At 36.0% G+C, this 19,344-nt stretch carries 15 protein-coding genes and 1 pseudogene; 7 read left to right on the forward strand and 9 right to left on the reverse strand.

The window, feature by feature from the left end; translation table 11 throughout:
- Positions 1–235 precede the first annotated feature (235 nt).
- The 7 genes and pseudogenes from V6255_RS12500 to V6255_RS12530 form a co-directional block, all read right to left on the reverse strand.
- A complete protein-coding gene (locus tag V6255_RS12500) occupies positions 236–1,267 on the reverse strand; it encodes an ABC transporter substrate-binding protein (RefSeq protein ID WP_341628463.1) in 1,032 nt (343 codons plus the stop codon).
- Positions 1,267–2,040 (reverse strand): spermidine/putrescine ABC transporter permease PotC, encoded by a 774-nt coding sequence (gene potC / locus V6255_RS12505; protein ID WP_025564883.1) that lies wholly within the window; start codon positions 2,038–2,040, stop codon positions 1,267–1,269. Before potC ends, V6255_RS12500 begins: the two co-directional genes overlap by 1 nt.
- The gene (gene potB / locus V6255_RS12510) at positions 2,024–2,896 is read right to left on the reverse strand and encodes a spermidine/putrescine ABC transporter permease PotB (protein ID WP_025564884.1); all 873 of its coding nucleotides are present in this window, start codon (positions 2,894–2,896) and stop codon (positions 2,024–2,026) included. Before potB ends, potC begins: the two co-directional genes overlap by 17 nt.
- Complete coding sequence (gene potA / locus V6255_RS12515) at positions 2,880–3,986, reverse strand: spermidine/putrescine ABC transporter ATP-binding protein PotA (RefSeq protein ID WP_025564885.1); 1,107 nt, start codon at positions 3,984–3,986, stop codon at positions 2,880–2,882. Before potA ends, potB begins: the two co-directional genes overlap by 17 nt.
- A 515-nt stretch (positions 3,987–4,501) precedes the next feature.
- Positions 4,502–6,462: pseudogene (locus V6255_RS12520) on the reverse strand (FUSC family protein).
- A gap of 85 nt (positions 6,463–6,547) precedes the next feature.
- Positions 6,548–7,408 (reverse strand): HlyD family secretion protein, encoded by an 861-nt coding sequence (locus V6255_RS12525; RefSeq protein ID WP_341628464.1) that lies wholly within the window; start codon positions 7,406–7,408, stop codon positions 6,548–6,550.
- Between the two features lie 5 nt (positions 7,409–7,413).
- Positions 7,414–7,617 carry a DUF1656 domain-containing protein gene (locus V6255_RS12530; RefSeq protein WP_025564888.1) on the reverse strand — a complete coding sequence of 68 codons (204 nt, stop codon included), beginning with the start codon at positions 7,615–7,617 and terminating at the stop codon, positions 7,414–7,416.
- A gap of 482 nt (positions 7,618–8,099) precedes the next feature.
- Here V6255_RS12530 and V6255_RS12535 point away from each other — a divergent pair, with 482 nt between their 5' ends.
- The 3 genes from V6255_RS12535 (at position 8,100) to V6255_RS12545 (ending at position 11,912) form a co-directional block, all read left to right on the forward strand.
- The gene (locus tag V6255_RS12535; protein ID WP_341628465.1) at positions 8,100–8,876 is read left to right on the forward strand and encodes a haloacid dehalogenase type II; all 777 of its coding nucleotides are present in this window, start codon (positions 8,100–8,102) and stop codon (positions 8,874–8,876) included.
- 605 nt (positions 8,877–9,481) lie between these two features.
- Positions 9,482–10,063, forward strand: a complete 582-nt coding sequence (locus tag V6255_RS12540; RefSeq protein WP_341628466.1) for an acyl-CoA thioesterase — start codon at positions 9,482–9,484, stop codon at positions 10,061–10,063.
- Positions 10,064–10,640: 577 nt separating this feature from the next.
- The gene (locus V6255_RS12545; protein ID WP_341628467.1) at positions 10,641–11,912 is read left to right on the forward strand and encodes an MFS transporter; all 1,272 of its coding nucleotides are present in this window, start codon (positions 10,641–10,643) and stop codon (positions 11,910–11,912) included.
- Between the two features lie 133 nt (positions 11,913–12,045).
- Here the strand turns inward: V6255_RS12545 and V6255_RS12550 are convergent, their stop codons facing one another.
- Both V6255_RS12550 and V6255_RS12555 read right to left on the reverse strand, forming a co-directional pair.
- On the reverse strand, positions 12,046–12,456 hold the full coding sequence (locus V6255_RS12550) for a hypothetical protein (protein WP_341628468.1): 411 nt from the start codon (positions 12,454–12,456) through the stop codon (positions 12,046–12,048).
- A gap of 184 nt (positions 12,457–12,640) precedes the next feature.
- Positions 12,641–12,934 carry a DUF1272 domain-containing protein gene (locus V6255_RS12555; RefSeq protein ID WP_341628469.1) on the reverse strand — a complete coding sequence of 98 codons (294 nt, stop codon included), beginning with the start codon at positions 12,932–12,934 and terminating at the stop codon, positions 12,641–12,643.
- Between the two features lie 404 nt (positions 12,935–13,338).
- Here V6255_RS12555 and V6255_RS12560 point away from each other — a divergent pair, with 404 nt between their 5' ends.
- From V6255_RS12560 to V6255_RS12575, 4 genes are all read left to right on the forward strand, one after another.
- Positions 13,339–13,929 (forward strand): TrmH family RNA methyltransferase, encoded by a 591-nt coding sequence (locus V6255_RS12560; RefSeq protein ID WP_341628470.1) that lies wholly within the window; start codon positions 13,339–13,341, stop codon positions 13,927–13,929.
- 713 nt (positions 13,930–14,642) lie between these two features.
- A complete protein-coding gene (locus V6255_RS12565; RefSeq protein ID WP_341628471.1) occupies positions 14,643–16,196 on the forward strand; it encodes an alanine/glycine:cation symporter family protein in 1,554 nt (517 codons plus the stop codon).
- A gap of 291 nt (positions 16,197–16,487) precedes the next feature.
- Entirely contained in the window at positions 16,488–17,054 is a 567-nt protein-coding gene (locus V6255_RS12570; RefSeq protein WP_341628472.1) for a hypothetical protein, read from the forward strand.
- A 399-nt stretch (positions 17,055–17,453) separates the two neighbouring features.
- Positions 17,454–19,344: cation:proton antiporter (locus tag V6255_RS12575; protein WP_341628473.1), on the forward strand; the 1,891-nt coding region annotated here is incomplete at its 3' end.

Genomic DNA, 19,344 nt, shown 5'->3' on the forward strand with positions numbered 1-19,344 from the left:
CTTACTTTTACTATTTTACTTAAAGCAATGCTATTTAATACAACGTCGCTTAATGCAACGTAGCTTAATACATCCTTGCTCAAATCATTTAAAACACGCATAGAAAGCAAAATTTAGCGTAATTACATAAATAAAATACAATAAAAAACCGCTCTGATACGAGCGGTTTTAAATAGAGTTTAAAGTTATTTACAAAACTATTTATTTCAATAGCAGCAAAGCATTTAAACCAGCATTATGATTTAGCTTGCTTTAGCATTTGCCAGTACTTTTCATAAATAGCATTCACTTCACCTAAATCTCTATGAAAAGAACCTTTTTCAATCACTTCTGCAGGTGGAACAACCATTGGATTGTTGCGCATCTCTTCACTTAATAATGGAATAGTTGCTCTATTAGGTGTTGAATTCCCTACTCCTTCTAAAATGATTTTTCCAATATCAGCACGTAAAACATAATCGATAAACTTATGAGCATTTTCAACGTTTTCCGCACCTTTTGGAATCACAAAACTATCCACCCAAAGCGTAACACCTTCACTTGGGTACACATATTCAACGGTACCTAACTCAAGTTGTGCCATATAGGTTTCGCCATTCCACATAACGCCCATTGGTACATTGCCTTGAATAAGTGGCCCCTTTGGTGAGTCAGACAAGAACAATTTAACATTAGGTAATAATTCAACTAATGCTTCATAAGCTTGACGAATTTCGTCTTCGTTAGTTGTGTTATTCTCAAAGCCTTTTGCTTTTAATGCCATTAAAAAGATATCTCGAACATCATCTAATAACAGGATTTGATCTTTAAACTCTGGTTTCCAAAGATCCTTCCACGACGTAATTGATGACGCATCCATCTCATCCGTATTAACGGCAACCGCAGTACTACCCCAAAGATACGGAATACTATATTTATTCTCAGGATCGTAAGCCTGATTCAGTAAGGTCGGCTCTAAGTTTTTAAAGTTCTTTAACTTAGATTTATCGATAGGCTGTATCAAATCCGCACGTTTCATTCGTTCAATAAAAAACGTAGTCGGAACCGCTAAATCATAGCCTTTACCATTAACTAATTGTAATTTAGCAAACATCGTTTCATTACTATCAAAGGTAGCAACTTCAACTTTAATACCCGTTTCCTTGGTAAACGAGCGTAATACAGAATCAGGGATATAATCAGCCCAGTTATAAAGCACAACCTTTTCTTGTGCCATTGATGAAAAACTGATCAGCATTGTTGCTGTTAGGGTTAACCATTTCTTCATTACAAACTTCCTTTTTTACGTAGTAGTAGTTGTGATATTACAATTAACATTACCGAGCCCACAAAGAGCAAGGTAGAGATAGCATTAACCTCTGGTGACACACCAACACGTACCATGGAATAGACTTTTAAAGGCAATATTTCATAGCCCGGTCCCGTCACAAAGGAACTTACAATTACATCATCTATTGATAAGGTAAAACTTAACAACCAGCCAGAAGCAATAGCCGGCAAGATCATCGGAAAAATGATTTTACTAAACACATTCCATTCATTAGCGCCCAAATCTCGTGCAGCTTCAGTCACGGACATATCCATGCCTTTTAAACGTGAAAACACACTGATAATCACAAAAGGCAAACAAAAAGTAATATGGGCAATTAATAACGACATATAACCAAGCTCAATACCTAAAGTGATAAATAAAATGAGCAACGCAATAGCCATCACAATATCAGGCGTTAGCATACTCACGAACACCAGTGATGAGACTGCACCTTTACCATAAAAACGGTAACGCTGTAATGCGACTGCCGCTAAAGTACCAATCACCGTAGCCGCTGTTGCACTAGTAAGCCCCACTTGTAATGTATGCCAACCGGCCTCCATTAAAGAGTCATTCTCAAATAGTTTTTCATACCATTTAAAGGTAAAGCCGTCCCATTTATAACCATAACGAGAAGCATTAAAAGAGTTCGTCACTAAGATTAAAATCGGTGTATATACATATAAAAGCACTAAACCGATAAAACCTAATTTAAAAATTCGAGTCATTAATGCCTCCAGCGCGATTCGACATTTTAGTCGCACGGTAATAAAGCCAAAGCATAAATGACAACAATGCGATCATTAATATGCTCAGTGCAGCGCCGAATGGCCAGTCACGAGTTTGAATAAACTGATTCTTAATAACATTCCCCAACAATGCATGCTTAGAGCCGCCTAATAAATCAGCCACAAAAAACATCCCCATCGCAGGTAAAATAACCATCAAACAACCGGCAATAATGCCAGGCAGTGTTAGCGGCAAAGTAATGCGTAATAAGCGTTCAGTAGCATTCGCCCCCAAATCTTTTGCAGCATCTAATAATTTAAAATCCAACTTTTCCATAGAGGAATAAATAGGCAAAATCATAAAAGGTAGCAAGATATAACTCAGTCCAAAAATCACAGCAAACTGGCTGTATAATAAGTCTAACGGTTTATCAATTAAGCCAATAAATTCTAGCCCTTGGTTAATTAACCCTTTTTTACCCAACAAAAATTGGATCGCATAAATACGAACCAGTGAATTGGTCCAAAAAGGCACAATCAACAGGAACAAAATAATACTACGCCAGCGTTGTGGTAAGCCCATTAGGCAGATTGAAAAAGGGTAAGCAATACTCAAACAAATAGCAGCCGTCATCATTGCCATGAAAACAGAGTCCCACAACAATGAAATAAAGCTCGGATCAAGTACACTCTTCCAGCCTTCTAAACTAAATTGATACTGGATTAAAAAATCAGCATCACGCGTTAAAAAGCTCGTAACTAAAACCATTAAGCTCGGCACTAAAACGAACAGTGCTAGCCAGCTTGTTGCTAGGCCAATCGCCCAAAAACGAAACTGATTAAATTGTTTGTTCATATGGCAATACCACTTCCCAACCAGTTATCCATTGTAATGCGACCTTTTGTCCTAAACGGTAATCAAAATCAGGGTCGTCTTCGTCAAAAAACTCACTCGCAATCACGTTTGTCCCCGTTGATAAACGAATATAAGAATCTAACGTTTTACCTTTATAGTTACACTCATGAATGTGCCCTTCTATATGTACTGTATTTTCAGCTAACTCAGGCTTAGTTAAACGCACATCTTCAGGACGCAGTAATACATGTACTTTGTCATCAACAGCAAAAGGATAATCAGTTTGTACTACCCAATCAGCCCCTTCTGCGGTCACTTCAACATGCTTATCATCAATTCGACGCACAACATGGCCATCAAATTGGTTGATTTCACCAATAAAACGCGCCACAAAAAGGTTCACGGGCGTTTCATAAATCTCACGCGGCGTACCAATTTGCTGCACTTTACCTTTATTAAGTACCACGATACGGTCTGACATCGACAACGCTTCTTCTTGGTCATGCGTTACGTACACAAACGTAATGTTAAGTTGGCGCTGTAATCGTTTTAACTCAACTTGCATCTCTTGACGCAATTTATAATCAAGCGCACTTAAAGATTCATCCAACAATAATAAACGAGGGCGATTAACCACTGCACGCGCAATAGCAACACGTTGTTGCTGTCCGCCAGACAATTGATGTGGTTTACGTTGTGCAAAGCTCTCTAAACGCACCATTCGAAGTGCTTCAAGTACACGTTCATTGATCTCTTCTTTTGCTACTTTATGCATTTTCAAGCCAAAAGCGATGTTGTCATAAACACTCATATGAGGAAATAACGCATAACTTTGGAATACAGTATTCACTGGGCGATGTTCAGCCTTAAGGATAGATATATCTTTATCGTCCAGCAGCACTTGTCCTTGGTCTTGTTGTTCAAAACCGGCAATAATGCGTAATACAGTGGTTTTACCGCAGCCTGAAGGGCCTAATAAAGTAAGAAATTCACCGTCGTAAATAGTAAGGTCTAAAGCGTCTAATACCGTATTATCGGCAAACGTTTTACTGACCCCATATAGTTGTAAAAGAGGTTGGCACTCAGTCACATTCAATATTCCAAAAGTCGAACCATAATGGCAGTTAAAATAAGCTTAAACTTGATAGGGTTTAAGAAAGTATAAAAAATAATAGATAGGATAAAGTGAAAACGCGATAGAGCCACTAAATTTAGGTGTTAGGTGAGTAATATCTTGTGTTTTTATGGGTGTAAAAACGGCCAAAATATTGCAAAAAATTAACCCCTTCTATTTTTTGCAGATTGTACATAGAAATTCTCTAAGCACAACGAAATAATTAAGCGATATCTAAGTTATTTATTAGCTTTTATTGGCGACTAAACATCAAAAAAATAAAGGAGTATTAAAGAGTGGCATCAAGGTTATTTTGATGTTCAAAATGAACGGCTTTTAGCGCTTTATTTGATAATAATAAAATTTATATTAAGACAGTTTAAAAGCAGGTTACGTTTTAAAATATAGTCTTTATTACGCGGTCTAAATAGAAGCACTTTAATCATCACCACTCATTTAAAATCACTCATTCTTTGAGCAGCTTAGGTTATTTACAAGGCTATTTTACGTGCACTTCTTTCTAAAGTGAGATTAATACGAATAAACATCCCCTGAATCGCTTCTACTTGAGCAGAGTCGCCGACTTCAGAAATGAGCTCTTGCGATAATAAATCAGAGGTTTGTTTAAAATCGTCATTACACTTGCCTTTGCTAGCTAATAAGAAGGCATCAGCCAATTTATGTTGCCATTGTTTTAAATACTTTAAATTTTTACCTGCTAAGTTTTCGCAAATTGACTGTACCCGAACCGTGGCATGACCTAAATTAAGTCCGGTTAAAGCAAGGTCGGTAATAGCACGAGAATGAGAACCTTGATCGTAATTAATCAATCTTAATAATCTATCTGACATTCGACGGTTGTACCAAATTGCAGGCGCTTTCTGGTGTTCAATGTCTATCAAGTCTTTATGGGTCGCTTTAAAAACTCGGCTTACTAATAGCTGAATACTAGGCCCTGTAAACAAATGAAAAATCCAAAACAAAATACTCACTCCGGCAAAAATAGCCATTGCCGCACTTAAGGTGTAATCAATTGAAAATGCCAAACTCATCTCGGTACTGGGTCTCACTAAAATCGAAAACGGCACACAAAAGCCTAAGCCATACGGTAATGTTTCACGATCAGCAAGTAATAGTAGCCCCAAAAAATAAGGGCCGGCTAATACCAACAATAATATTTCCAGCTGTCCGCCACTTTGCGATAGTAAATTAAGTGCGAAGAAAATCGTGACAAAAGAAGCCACCACCACCCCCATTAATAAGCGTTTAATCACCACACGTAAAACAGCTAAAGGTATACGCGCTAACATAATAGAAAAAATAACCGGTAAAATCATGACCATCAACGCAGCAGATAAACCAGTACTTATCCAAATACATGCACCAATAACAAATACCAATAACGTTCTAAAACCAACAATCACGCCCGCTAAAGGATCTCGGTAAGTCAGCATACTTGGAGCATTCAACAAGGTTTTATCACGCTCCTCTAGTGCTTTATATGCACGTAGTAAAATAGTTAAATCCGCTGCTATATCTAAAGCAACATTAAACATGTGTGATTCAAATGGCGCCTCGCATGTGTTATTGACTCGCCATTCAGTTAACTCTTTACGAAAGTGTTTAATTTCCTTAGCGCAAAATTCATAATTATCCGATGCAGCAATACTTGTCAGTACAGCTTTAAGTCGATCAAACAATTCTTTTAAATCAGAAGTAATTAGCGCTGAATGATTACGTTGTAAACGTCCAAAAATTTGAATCAATGCCAATAAAGATAATACTTTTTGTGCTAATTGATTGGCCGCTCTTGAACGACCTGGTCCTTTTGGCCCTTCATAACGTACTGCACTGGAGTCGTCGTTGATAGCGCCTAACGTAGCCATCACACCATCGATTTGAGTATGGCGTTTTTCATGTGTCCCTTTAGTATCGAGTTCTTTCACGAGATAATCTAACGTTTGGTTTATCACCGTTCTCGCTTGATTTTGTAGTGAGTGTTTTATTTTTACAGGCCAAAATAAATGGCTAACAAGACCGGCGCAAATAGATCCTATAATAATCTCACTCATGCGAGCTTGAGCGACATCGAATATACCTTGGCTACTAACAGAAGTGGGATCAACCATTACTAAAAGGACAATAATTTCCGCAGTTACCGCGGCCATTGCAAAAGCATAAACAAAATTAGCTTGTCTCACCATGGCTGATAATGCTGAATTTAACCCTAACCAAATAGCCAGCGTACCTAATGCTAAATACGGGTAAGGCATCAACATACTTAACAATAAGATGCCAAATAAGCCCCGATAATGGTTCCTATTATTTGGCAAATTGCTTTTTCAATGACTAACCCACTTTCAGGACGTAACTGTAAAAAAATAGCAGAGACTAATGCCCAATAAGGTCTTTCGAGATTAAGCGCCATTGCGATAGTTAACGCCATGGCCATCGCAAGCACACCTTTTATCGCAAAAATAACGGCCTGTTTTTTCGGAAAAAATAAATTACGTAAAACGACACCCAAAGTCTTCTCCTTATTGTGTCGCGAGATGTATGGTGGCTGTCATACCGGCACTCAGTTGAGTGTCTTGTGGTAGTTCGTCTAACTGAATATCAACAGGAATACGCTGTGATAGACGTACCCAGTTAAACGTTTGTTGAACCTGTGGTAACAGTTGGCTATTACTTTGTGTATTAGTATTCGCAATGGCTTTACCGACACTCACCACATGCCCGGTGAGTTGTTTACCTCCACTCAGCAATGCTATTTTGGCTTGTTGATTTTCATGAATCAGTGGAATTTTGGTCTCTTCGAAATAACCTGTTACATAAAAAGAGTCAGATTTTACAATGGCAAAAACTGAAACGCCCTGCGCTATGTAATTACCTTGGCGTAAATTCAAATTAATTATTTGGCCCGACACAGAGGCAACAATCTCAGTTCTATCAACATTTAACTGCGCTAAATCCTGCTCTGTTTTAGCAAGGTCATAACTTGCTTTTGCAATGTTTCTATTGATGCGAGTTAGTTCTAAATCTTCTTCACTGATTGCTTTCTGAGTATTTAATGCTACTCGGCGGTTGTATTTATGCTTAGCTAACTCCCACGTTAATAATGCACTTTCCGTATTCGCTTTGGTCTTTTCTAAAGCGGCTTGATAACGTTTATTATCCACACTAAAAAGTAATTGTCCTTTCTTAACGACTTGACCATCTTTCACATTTAAAGTGGTCACCCAACCTGAGACATCTGCCGCTACGGTAACAATATCTGCTCGAATCCGTCCGTCACGAGTCCAAGGTGTATGCATATAATCAGTCCAAACCCAACGCCCAGCAAACACAGCAGCAATCACGATAGCAATGGTAAAAGTAATACGTAGATATTTTTTCATAAAATTTATCTTCCACTCAATAAATAGACAGTTAAGGCGAAATAGCAGACAAAAAGTGACACTTCAAACCATGCGACTTTCCAAAGTCGATCATGCCAATCTAGACGGTGTAAAGTAAAACGAGTTAATGCAGATAAGAGAAAAGCTATCGGAATATAAATAACCAAAGGACTAAACGCCATCCCACCTAAGACCACTGCTTGCATCATCAATATATATCCTATATTTCATTTGTTAGAAAAGGCCAGTCGTAAAATGAATACACCAAGATTTTTAATTAGGTAATCGAAATAATTAATCAATGGTCAGAAGAAAAGAACAATAAGAGTAGAGTTTCGTTTATTTGACATTGTTTGTTACCGACAATGACATACAAGTTTACTAATAAAGCACCTCTTTTTAAAGTAACTAAACGTTTGTTTAACAATTAAAGATCACTACAACCTTACAATAAATAAAGCGTAACAACCTTTTTCTTGGGCATTATCATCAATCAAAAAATCATGAATAAATAGTTTATGTTAATAAATACAAAATAATTGAAATTTAAAATGATATTCAAGGGTCTGTAGTGGAACGGTCTATTTCTATTTTCAAGTGTCAAACCGTTTTTCGTTTACTAAAGTACTATAACGTCGTTTATAGGCTTTATTTAAAATCTTTACAATTTAACTTACAGGTATTTTTTATAATGATTCGTTTTAAAACTCTTATGATTGGCTTATTGATGTCGATGAGCTTAATGTCAACCGTTGCACACTCTCAAGATTCAACTTCAAGTCAGCAAATAAAACCAAAGGTCATTTTCTTTGATGTTAATGAAACACTGCTAGACTTAGGCAACGTAGGTAAATCAGTGTCTGAAGCACTAGGTGGAAGAGATGAGCTCGTCCCTTATTGGTTTACTACCATGCTACATTACTCATTAGTAGGTAACGTAACAGGCGAGTATAATAGTTTTGCTGAAATTGGTATTGCATCATTAGAAATGATTGCAAACCAGCAAAACATCAAACTAACACCAGAAGAAGCGCGCACAGCAGTATTAACTCCCTTCAGAGACTTAGCACCGCATAAAGATGTTGTTGAAGGTTTGAAAAAATTACGTGCAATGGGATACACCATGATCACGTTAACTAACTCATCTGATGCAGGTATCGCGGCTCAACTTAAAAACTCAAATCTAGCGCAATATTTTGATGGTTCATTAACGGTTCAAAACTTAAAAACATTTAAGCCTGATTTAAAAGTATATGAATGGGCACAAAAAGAAATGAATGTAGCACCTGAAGATGCAATGTTAATTGCAGCACATGCTTGGGATTTAGCAGGCGCAGATAAAGCAGGTTGGAAAACTGCATTTATTATGCGTCCAGGTAAAGCACTTTACCCACTTGCAGCAAAACCAGACCTGATTGGACGCGATCTTATTGAGATAGCAAACCAATTAGAAGCAAGCGCTAAATAAGTATTAAGTTAAATATTCACTTTTATTCTGTTATTGAAATGGAGTCAAGAGAAGTGATATATCAAAACTGATTTAATATTATGTTGAACACCTTAGCCTTATATTAGGTTCTGGTGTTCGATAATAATTTTTCCCGCTTTATAAATTTTGATACTCTTATCTCTTTATAAGAATTAATCTCTTGCCATGTTCACTTTATAATTCATCATTTTATAAAGCTTTGCCTCCACACGATGATGTCGAACGTCCATTTTAAAGTCAATATATTAAAATCGGCCAAATATCAAACAAAAATATTGAATAGTAACTTTACTCAATAAAAATAATCTGCTCCCTGTTTTTATGACTATTTACAGCCTCAGGTCACTACCTATAACTTAGTACTCCTAGCAACAACCCTCTATTATCGCCTACAAATCATCCAACATTCATAATGATTAACATTGATTTTCATATTAAATGAAAATTAATAACAATTTATTAACAATTTCATTGGAAAATATTTATACTAGTCTAGAAACCAAAAAATGTGACGCAGATCCGAAATGGTGACGTTTTTTGCAAAGTCAGACAATTCTCAATACCGACCTTAATCTGGAGAAACCATGAAAGCTGTAAAAATCATCGATAGAAAACAAGTTAGACCCACTGACGCTTATATCGAAGACAATATGGAACCAAAAACAATTGCATTCAGTACCATTACGGTTGTTCAACAAATGATGGATGTCGACGCTAACATCGCCGGCAATGTTCATGGTGGTTCAATAATGAAATTAGTCGACAATACTGCTTGTATGGTTGGCATGCGCCATACTGGTGGCAATGCCGTCACGGCTTCGCTTGACCGTTTAGATTTCCACTCTCCTGTTTATGTTGGTGATATCCTAAGAATAAAAACAAGTGTTAATTATGTTGGCTCAACATCAATGGAAATTGGTGCTCGAATTGAAGCTGAAGCAGTATTAACCGGTGAAGTTCGACATACTGCATCTGCCTATCTCACCTTTGTTTCTCTTGATCCAGAAGGGAAACCTCGTCATATTCCGCAAATTATTTGTGAAACGGATAGAGAACGAGAACGTTTTACAGCAGCGTTAAAGCGTAAAGAAAAACGTTCAGAAGCAAGACAAGAAGTAAAGGACAAAGCAGAAGCGAAGCACCCACAAACTGAAAAAAGCGCTTAAATAATCAATAGTCTTGTAACATCATAAAATGAAGAAAAATTAAGCACTAATAGTTAAAAAGGTTAAATTAGCCGTTGAGACCCTGTAAATAATTCTCTCAAATCTACATCAGCTAAAAATTTAACCTTTTAACCTTTTAACCTTTTAACCTTTTAACCTTTTAACCTTTTAACCTAGCAATAAACCCTCAACAATTTCCAGTAAGCAAATAAATAATCCAAATTACCCATTAATATATTTAATATCGCTTGAATCTAAGCCTTTATATTGAAAAGAACATTGTTCAAAAAAAGTGCAGATTAATAAAATTCAAACCAGATTGGTGCTAAACCATTAATTGCATTAAAGACAATATTAGTAAACCAATGATAACTAAGCATAAAATATTAAAAATTTATTGGCATAATTCTTTCATTAACTCATTTATTCGGCGAGATCTCTAAATAATCACTTAATTGAAGTTAACAATATTTTACAGCCCTATTACCTAAAAAATGAATCACATACAAATAATCTTGGTATTGCCATAATGAAAGTGAAACAACCACTACATTAAAGCCATCTCTATTGGAGTTATATGTTACGTGCACTAATCCCGATTTCCTCATTACTCATGTCTAATGCCTTTTTATTACTTGGGCACGGCTTGTTATTAACATTGTTACCGATTGCGGCTAGTGAAGCAGGTTTTTCCGATACTCAGGTCGCATTGACAGGTTCAGCCTACTTCTTGGGATTTGTATCGGGATGCTTAGTAACCCCTTATATGCTAAAAAGAGTTGGCCATATCCGAAGCTTTGCAGTACTAGCAACCTCCTATTCTGTCGTGATCTTAATTTTCCCTTTATTACCTGAATTTTATAGTTGGATGTTACTTCGATTCGTCATAGGTGTTGTTATTTCAGGCTTATATATGATCATAGAGAGTTGGTTAAATGGTAATGCAACGCCACAAAATCGCGGTTCAATACTTTCTATTTACACAACCCTCAATTTAATCATGGTGATGTGTGGGCAACAATTATTTAACTTAGGGGCAGCTGTAGAAGATGTCATGCTATTTAGTTTAGCAGCGATATTAATATCCATTGCGATCATTCCTGTTTCACTTACACGCTCTGCAGCACCGGCTGTGGTACATCAAGTGAAATTAAATATGGTCAAGGTTTGGCAACACTCACATATAGCCCTTATTGGAGCTATCGTAGCAGGATTAGTGACAGGTGCTTTTTGGTCTTTAGCCCCGATATATGCGACGGATAATGGTTTTGATAGCAGTCAATTAGGTCTATTTTTATCCGCAACCGTACTCGGAGGAGCTTGTTTTCAATTACCGTTAGGAAAACTATCAGATAAGTTTGATAGAAGAACGGTGTTGATGTATGCCGCTTTAATGGGATCAGCCGTTTCACTATCATTCGTTTATTTACCTCATTTTGTTAGTATCTTTGCAGGTTGGCCGGCTTTTATTTCTGCTTTTTTCTGGGGAGGTAGCTGCATGACCTTGTATGCAATATGTTTAGCTCATGCAAACGATAACGCAACATCTGATGATTTTGTGGAAATAAGCAGTGCTATGCTTATCACATTAGGATTATCATCGGCTATTGGCGCTCCCTTAGCATCATTAACGATGGGTTTAATGGGGGCCGATGGACTTTATGCTTTTACTAGTGGATCACTTATCATCTTTTTTATCATCGTTTTATTTAGACGTCGTAGTCATATTCCACCATCAACGTTAGAAGAAAAAGAAGAGTTTCGAACCGTGACTGATATGGCAGGACCTGCCGCCTATGAAATGGATCCTCGAACAGAAGTTGATGCTATCGAAGAGAATGAAAAATAAAAATTAAACGGTTATCACATTTAATGATAGCCGTTTAATTGGAGCAGAAAGTTTAAAATGAAGTGATAATGGTCGTATTAATGGCAACTTTAAATTCTATCTGACATAACCATGATGAGATGGTAGGTGAGGGTTATAAAAACCTAACTTCATTTTTAAAATCACTTCCCATATTATCACTTGATTGAACATTACTATCGTTCAAACTAACAACATCACCTGTTTGCTCTAAAATAGCCCTCTCTATTTTTTCATTCGTTACTTCACCATCGATGTACACAATATTTACATCATCCTCATTAACAGAAGCTGAACCACCAGGTAAATAGATAGTGCCATTATTAAAATCAACTGCAAAGGCAATCACTCCAGGCACAAGAAAGAACAATAAGCCGATAGCGTTTAATGCCACAATCCCTACATCAAGTTGACCTGAACTTTGGCCTTTTCTTTCTGGTTTTAAAATAGTGCCGCAGCCTGAAAGCTGAATAGTCAGAGCAAGGGTCAATGGTATAGCAACAGACTTTTTAACTTTGATGTTCATTATATTTTCCTTAGATTATAAAATATTATTGTGTGGCAAGCTAACGTGGTTAAACCGAACTACTTTCTCAACATCATGTGAATAAAAGTTTCATATTTAAAAAGTATGTAGCTAAAGGCTACGTGATTAAAAGCTACGTAGATAAAAGTAATGGGGAGATAGTATTTTCTATGTTCACTCTATTTTATTGAGTTTCCAAAGCCTCATACAACCCTGAATACTCAAACCACACTCTTTTACGTGTGCAACCATGGTCTTTTAATACACGTTTAGTTGACGCTGGATTATTTTTTAAAGCCACTACAGGACGAATCGGACGTTGAACCAAATTTCCTGAACAATTAGGACAAGTAAAATCTAATATTGTTTCCGTACAATTAAAACAGAATGTACATTCAAAACTACAAATAAAAGCATCAACAGACTCGGGGGATAAATCTTTATCACAACATTCACAGTTAGGTCTTAGTATTAACATTTAAAACTCCATTCTAAATAAACATATAAAAGTGCTTAAGTAGATAACATTAACGTTATAACAAACAAATAACGATTCTCTGTTTATTACAGAATAAGTTATACATTAAAGCCCTGTCATAAGATCACTTTATCTTAAAAGCTCAGCGAAATAACTGAGCATAAAATTTTAGAGTTGAATCAAGAATAACATTTCATTATTTTACCTCCTTTCCCCCTAACAAATACTTTATCTACTCACTTTATTTTTTGTAATAATTTACCTACCAACATCGACACGCACAACTACATAAGTGATAATGACGCCCCATTAATCATTGCAAACAATTTACTGTTCTATTTGTAGTACTGTTTCGTTCACTTAAAAATAAACACTAAACGCTGCTAAAACCACAAGAGTAAAAAATGACTGTAAAAAATATAGTAAATGAAAGCAGCAAAAGCGAAGCTAGTGATTCAAAAATACAAATGAGTAAAGAAGACCTTAGACAAAGTAAGCCAACAAGAAACGAATATCTAGACAAAGCCAAAACGCCCTTAATAGTTGTCTTAGATAATGTCACTAACAGCTATAATATTGGCGCTTTTATTCGCTTAGCTGATGCATTTGCTATCGAAAAAGTGATTATATGTGGCGCAGGTGCTTTGAGTATTTCAGATAAAAAAATGAAAAAAGCATCTCGAAATGAAGCAAAATGGGTAACAGTTGAATATAGAGATAGTACAACAGCAACCTTAAAAACATTCATAGATGAAAGTTATACTGTTTACAGTGTTGAACTATGCCATGGTTCTGTTGATTACAGCGAGGTTAAGTATTCACGCAAAACAGTTTTAGTCTTAGGTAATGAACGTAAAGGTGTAAGTGAAGCGGCATTAAAACTCAGTCACCAACATATACACATTCCTATGTTTGGTATGGGGAACTCACTTAATGTATCCACCGCAGGGGCTATTGTATTAGCTGAATGTGCCAATCAAATCAGAAAGCAGTAAACCAAAGGTAGTAATCTGATTAAGGATTAGTTTTAACATATCTTATTAAAGAATAGTTACCTATAAAGCAGTTCAATATTAATAATAGCTACATCAAGAATACAGTCCCAATATCGATGTATAGTAAACACATGCACTAGACATAAAGTACAAAACCACTTTATTTTACTTGCTATGGATAGCGAATTCGTCAAAATCTATCACCATTAATTAAACAGCGATGTAACTATTTTAGTTTTTTTATTGGCTCCTCACTACTAAATTTTATTACTACCTAATCTCACCCCTGAATAATAAAAAACACAATATCATCAAATATCAATATGTTAAGATCTTAATATTATACCGTACTATTAATTTTTCTTATCCGAAATTGAGATTGCTTATATAATTAAGCCAATCTGGATAAATAAATGACTAGATAATTACTTAGATTGGTATTAAAACCATTTTAAAAAATAAATCAGGTTAAATTCATTTACATTCGCTTGTTTAAGATAAAACCACTTAATATCAACACAATATAGGTTAGTTAAACCTCACAACACACAAGAAACAGTGTTTTACTCTGCACATATAATATATTCAGCACAATAAACTACCATCGCAGAAAAAAACCTTTAAATTCAGTTAATGAAACCAAAGAAAAATACCTATACTATTTAGACAAGAAACAACTTGTTTAAAATCAAATAACCTACAAGGAAGTAAATATGAGAAATATACGAGAAGTTTTATCTGTATTTTTATTAGCCTTTAGTACCAGCGCTTTTGCCGAAGAAGCCGGTTCTTTTGGTCAGTCTATTGCAGCATTTAGTGAATTAGTCGATGGTTTTTTTAATGACTATACGGGATGGTTTGTTGCTTTAATTTTTAAAAGTGTACCAATTGGCGAAGCTAACTTTCCTCTTATCGTAGGTTGGTTATTATTAGCAGCACTCATCTTTACTATTTACTTTGGTTTTATTCAATTTAGACGTGCAGGCATGGCGATTGATATTGTTAAAGGTAAATACACTGATCCTAACTCTAAAGATGAAGGTGAAGTATCTCATTTTCAAGCATTAACAACTGCGCTTTCAGGGACTGTTGGCCTAGGTAATATTGCTGGTGTAGGTGCGGCTCTTGCGATTGGTGGCCCAGGTGCAACATTCTGGATGATTCTATGTGGCTTATTAGGCATGGCATCTAAATTTTGTGAATGTACTTTAGGTGTTAAATACAGAACGATTTTGCCGTCAGGCGTTGTTTCTGGTGGTCCAATGTATTACTTAAGCCAAGGTTTAAGCGAGAAAGGTTTAGGCGGTCTAGGTAGAGCATTAGCGATCGGCTTTGCATTAATGTGTATTTTAGGTGCGCTAGGTGGCGGTAACATGTTCCAGGCTAACCAAGCACACGCAATGTTAACGTACGCTTTTGATGTACCAAGTGAATACGGTATCATCACTGGTGTGGTATTAGCAGCATTAGTATTCTCTGTTATTGTGGGTGGTATGCCTTCAATTGCATCAGTAACAGAAAAAGTGGTTCCTTGGATGGCTGCTCTGTATGTTGGTATGGCCGTTATCGTTATTGTGGCTAATATCAGTCAAGTTGGTCCTGCATTCGCCGCTATCTTCGAAGGTGCATTCACAGGTGCAGGTGTTGTAGGTGGTTTTGTTGGTGCGTTAATTCAAGGTTTAAAACGTGCAACTTTCTCCAATGAAGCAGGTGTTGGTTCTGCAGCAATTGCTCACTCAGCAGTAAAAACAAAAGAGCCAATCACTGAAGGTTTAGTATCATTACTAGAACCATTTATTGATACGGTTGTGATTTGTACAATGACAGCATTAGTTATTACCATTGCTGGTTTAAACGTTGCACCATACGATGGTAGCGGTTTAACAGGTGTAACACTAACTGCCGCTTCATTTACTGAAACAGCTGGTGTATTTAAATACTTACTAGCATTAGCAGTCGTTATGTTTGCATTCTCAACAATGATCTCTTGGTCTTACTACGGTCTAAAAGCATGGACTTACCTATTCGGTGAAGGTAAAAGTAAAGAGTTAGTATTTAAACTAATGTTCTGCGTATTTGTTGTTATTGGTGCGACGATTCAGTTTGGTGCCGTTATCGACTTCTCTGATGCAGCTATCTTTGCAATGTCTATTTTCAATATCATTGGTTTATATTTCTTAATGCCAGTTGTGAAGAAAGAACTACAATCTTTCATCGCACGAGTTAAATCAGGCGAAATAAAAACCTACGAAAAGCATTCTAAATAAGCATCTAAATAGAGTTATGATTGTTAATGTCCAACATTAACAATCAATTCATTAAACATGCGAGTACCGACATGTTTTAAAATGAATATTTCACTTATCCTAAGGCTAGCGCAATAAAATGCGCTAGCCTTTTTTTATACAAAAATTTCTGCTTTGTATATGTTATTTGTAAACATAACATCCTATACTCATGTTTTTTAAAATATGACATCAGCCTAAAAAGTAAACCAGACGGAACATGGTTAACCAAGCTCTCTATAACGAGAGAACATACGGTGGAAAAGGATCAATATGCAAAATACGGCCAAACTAACCATTGATTTAAATCGCCCTTTACTCAAGGATGGTCCAAATTTTTTATCTCATACTGTAATTGTTGCAGACGATTTAGCACACTTAAAACCAACGATTACTGCTATGTTATTCTGCATGGTATATATTGTAGTCGGCAGTTTTCTACTGATTCTTGCTACTTACCTATTAATCGTGACAACCATGTATGATCTTGTTATTTTTGTAGGTGGCTTTGGTATTGCTATTGCAACTTTTGGTTTATCTCTAATTCAGCCTTTTTTGAAACGAGCTAGTTTCAATAAAACATCGGGGCTTTTTGATAACCATAGAGATAGAGACGTAAAATTACACCACATTACTTCCTTACAAATTAACAACAAAATTATCCAGTCTAAACACGCTCCAAATTATCACTGTTATGAACTCAATTTATTAACAGAGCATGGGCGAAGAATTAATATTTTAAATCATAATAATCAACAGCAGCTGTTACAAGATGCTGAATTATTAGGAGATTTCCTACAGGTTGAAGTAAATGATTGCCGTAGAGAAATCATCTTATAAGCTCAACAATATAAAATTTAAGCACAATGTTAATCTACATTGATTAGATAATAATGAAGTATTTTGTAGACAATAGTTATGAAGCTTATGGTAATAACAATAAAGTTTATAGAAGATTTTAAGCCATTGGTTAAATCATTCCTCTTTCTTTAAAAGGTTTATTTTATTAACAATGAATTAGAGCGTTATATGAATGCAATTTTTAAATAATTCTATTAATTATCGCTTTTATATTAAGCACCTATTGTTATATTATTGATTGCATTCTTTCAATCGTTGTTCACAACAAATCTCTCCATAAACGATTTAAATAATGACAAAAAATACGCAAAAATACGCTTAGTAACGTTCATTAATACTCTATTTTATTCATACACTACAATATAAAGAATTTACAATATGACCACTTATTTTATTCAAGCTGCTCTTTACCTTTTAGTCGCGGTAATATGCGTTCTTTTTGCTAAAAGATTTGGATTAGGCTCAGTGCTTGGTTACCTCAGTGCAGGTGTAATCATTGGCCCTATTACCGGATTAGCAGGCGAAGAAACAAACACTATTCAGCATTTTGCAGAATTTGGTGTTGTCATGATGCTCTTTATTGTTGGTTTAGAGTTATCACCTAAAGCCTTATGGAATATGAAAAACAGATTGATTGGCTTAGGTGGTTTACAGATTGGGTTAACAACATTAATTATCACTTCCCTGGGTGTCGCATTTGATTTTCCATGGCAGCCGTCACTGGTGGTCGCCCTTATTTTTTCTCTGTCATCGACAGCGATTGTAATGCAAAGTTTTGCAGAAAAATCGCTTAATAAAACAGATGGAGGTCAGGCAGCATTTTCGATCTTGTTATCGCAAGATATCGCAGTAATCCCGATGCTTGCAGTGATCCCATTATTAGCTATTCCGGCGTATTTTGGTATGCCTGAAGCCAGCTCATTAATCACAGACCATCATAATGTATCGTTGGTTGAGAACTTATCGGGTTGGCAATATGCAGGCGCGATTGTAATCGTGATTGGTTTGATCATCGCTGCTGGACATTATATATCTAAACCCTTATTTACATTGGTTGCCAAATCTGGTCTACGAGAACTTTACACTGCTACAGCATTATTATTAGTTATTTCTATTTCAGCATTAATGAGCGTCGTTGGTTTATCGCCAGCGTTAGGGACATTTTTAGCAGGTGTTGTGCTAGCAAACAGTGAATTTCGCCATGAATTAGAAAGTAATATTCAACCTTTTAAAGGATTATTGTTAGGTTTATTTTTTATCACTGTGGGCGCAGGTATTAGCTTTGCTGTAATTAGTGATAACTTCTTATTAATCAGTGGATTAACTATTTCAGTAATCGTTATAAAAGCAGCCGTATTGTTAAGTTTGGCTGTTATTTTTAAGATAAAAAAATCAGATGGTTGGTTATTAACATTAAGCTTAGCGCAGGCTGGTGAATTTGGTTTTGTGGTATTAAGCTTTTCATCACAAAGTCAGGCGTTACCACCAGAATGGGTTGCTATTCTCTCCCCTGTTATCACGCTTTCTATGTTCTTAACGCCACTTTTATTCATATTCTATGACAAAGTGATCACCAAAAAATATCTCGTTGTTCAACCGAAAAAAGAAGCAGATAGTATTGAGAAAAAAGGCCAAGTCGTTATTGCAGGCATTGGTCGTTTCGGACAAGTCATCAATCGCTTGTTGATGGCAAATGGTTTTGAAACAACCGTAATAGATCGTTCAACCGATATGATTGACCGTGTTAGAAAAGTGGATATTCATGCTTATTATGGCGATGCAACAGATTCCAGTTTGCTATATACAGCCGGCCTTGAAGAAGCGTCGTTATTAGTGATTGCCATTGATGGCCCAGAAAACATATTGCACTTAGTAAAACATGTGAAGCAATTCCATCCGCACCTACCTATCGTTGCCAGAGCGTATGACCGTGGACATGCCTATCTTCTCGAAGAAGCAGGAGCAGACCACGTATTTATTGAATCTTACTTTACGGCATTAGAAATGAGTAAAAGCGCGTTAAAAGTATTAGGCTTTGATGAGAAAAAAGCTGAAAAAGCCAAAACTCTTTATTATCAAACTGAACTAGATCACCATGAAGAACTGCATAAAGCTTGGAATGATGCGAATAAAGAAAGCTATCTATTTAACGACTTTATTGAATTGTTTGTTTCCTTAGAAAAAGAGATGAGAGCAGCAATGAAAGAGCAGATAAGTAACGATAGTAACGATAGTAACGATAGTAACGATAGTAACGATAGTAACGATA

The organism is Psychromonas arctica (assembly GCF_038155225.1).
Taxonomy (GTDB): Bacteria; Pseudomonadota; Gammaproteobacteria; order Enterobacterales; family Psychromonadaceae; genus Psychromonas; species Psychromonas arctica_B.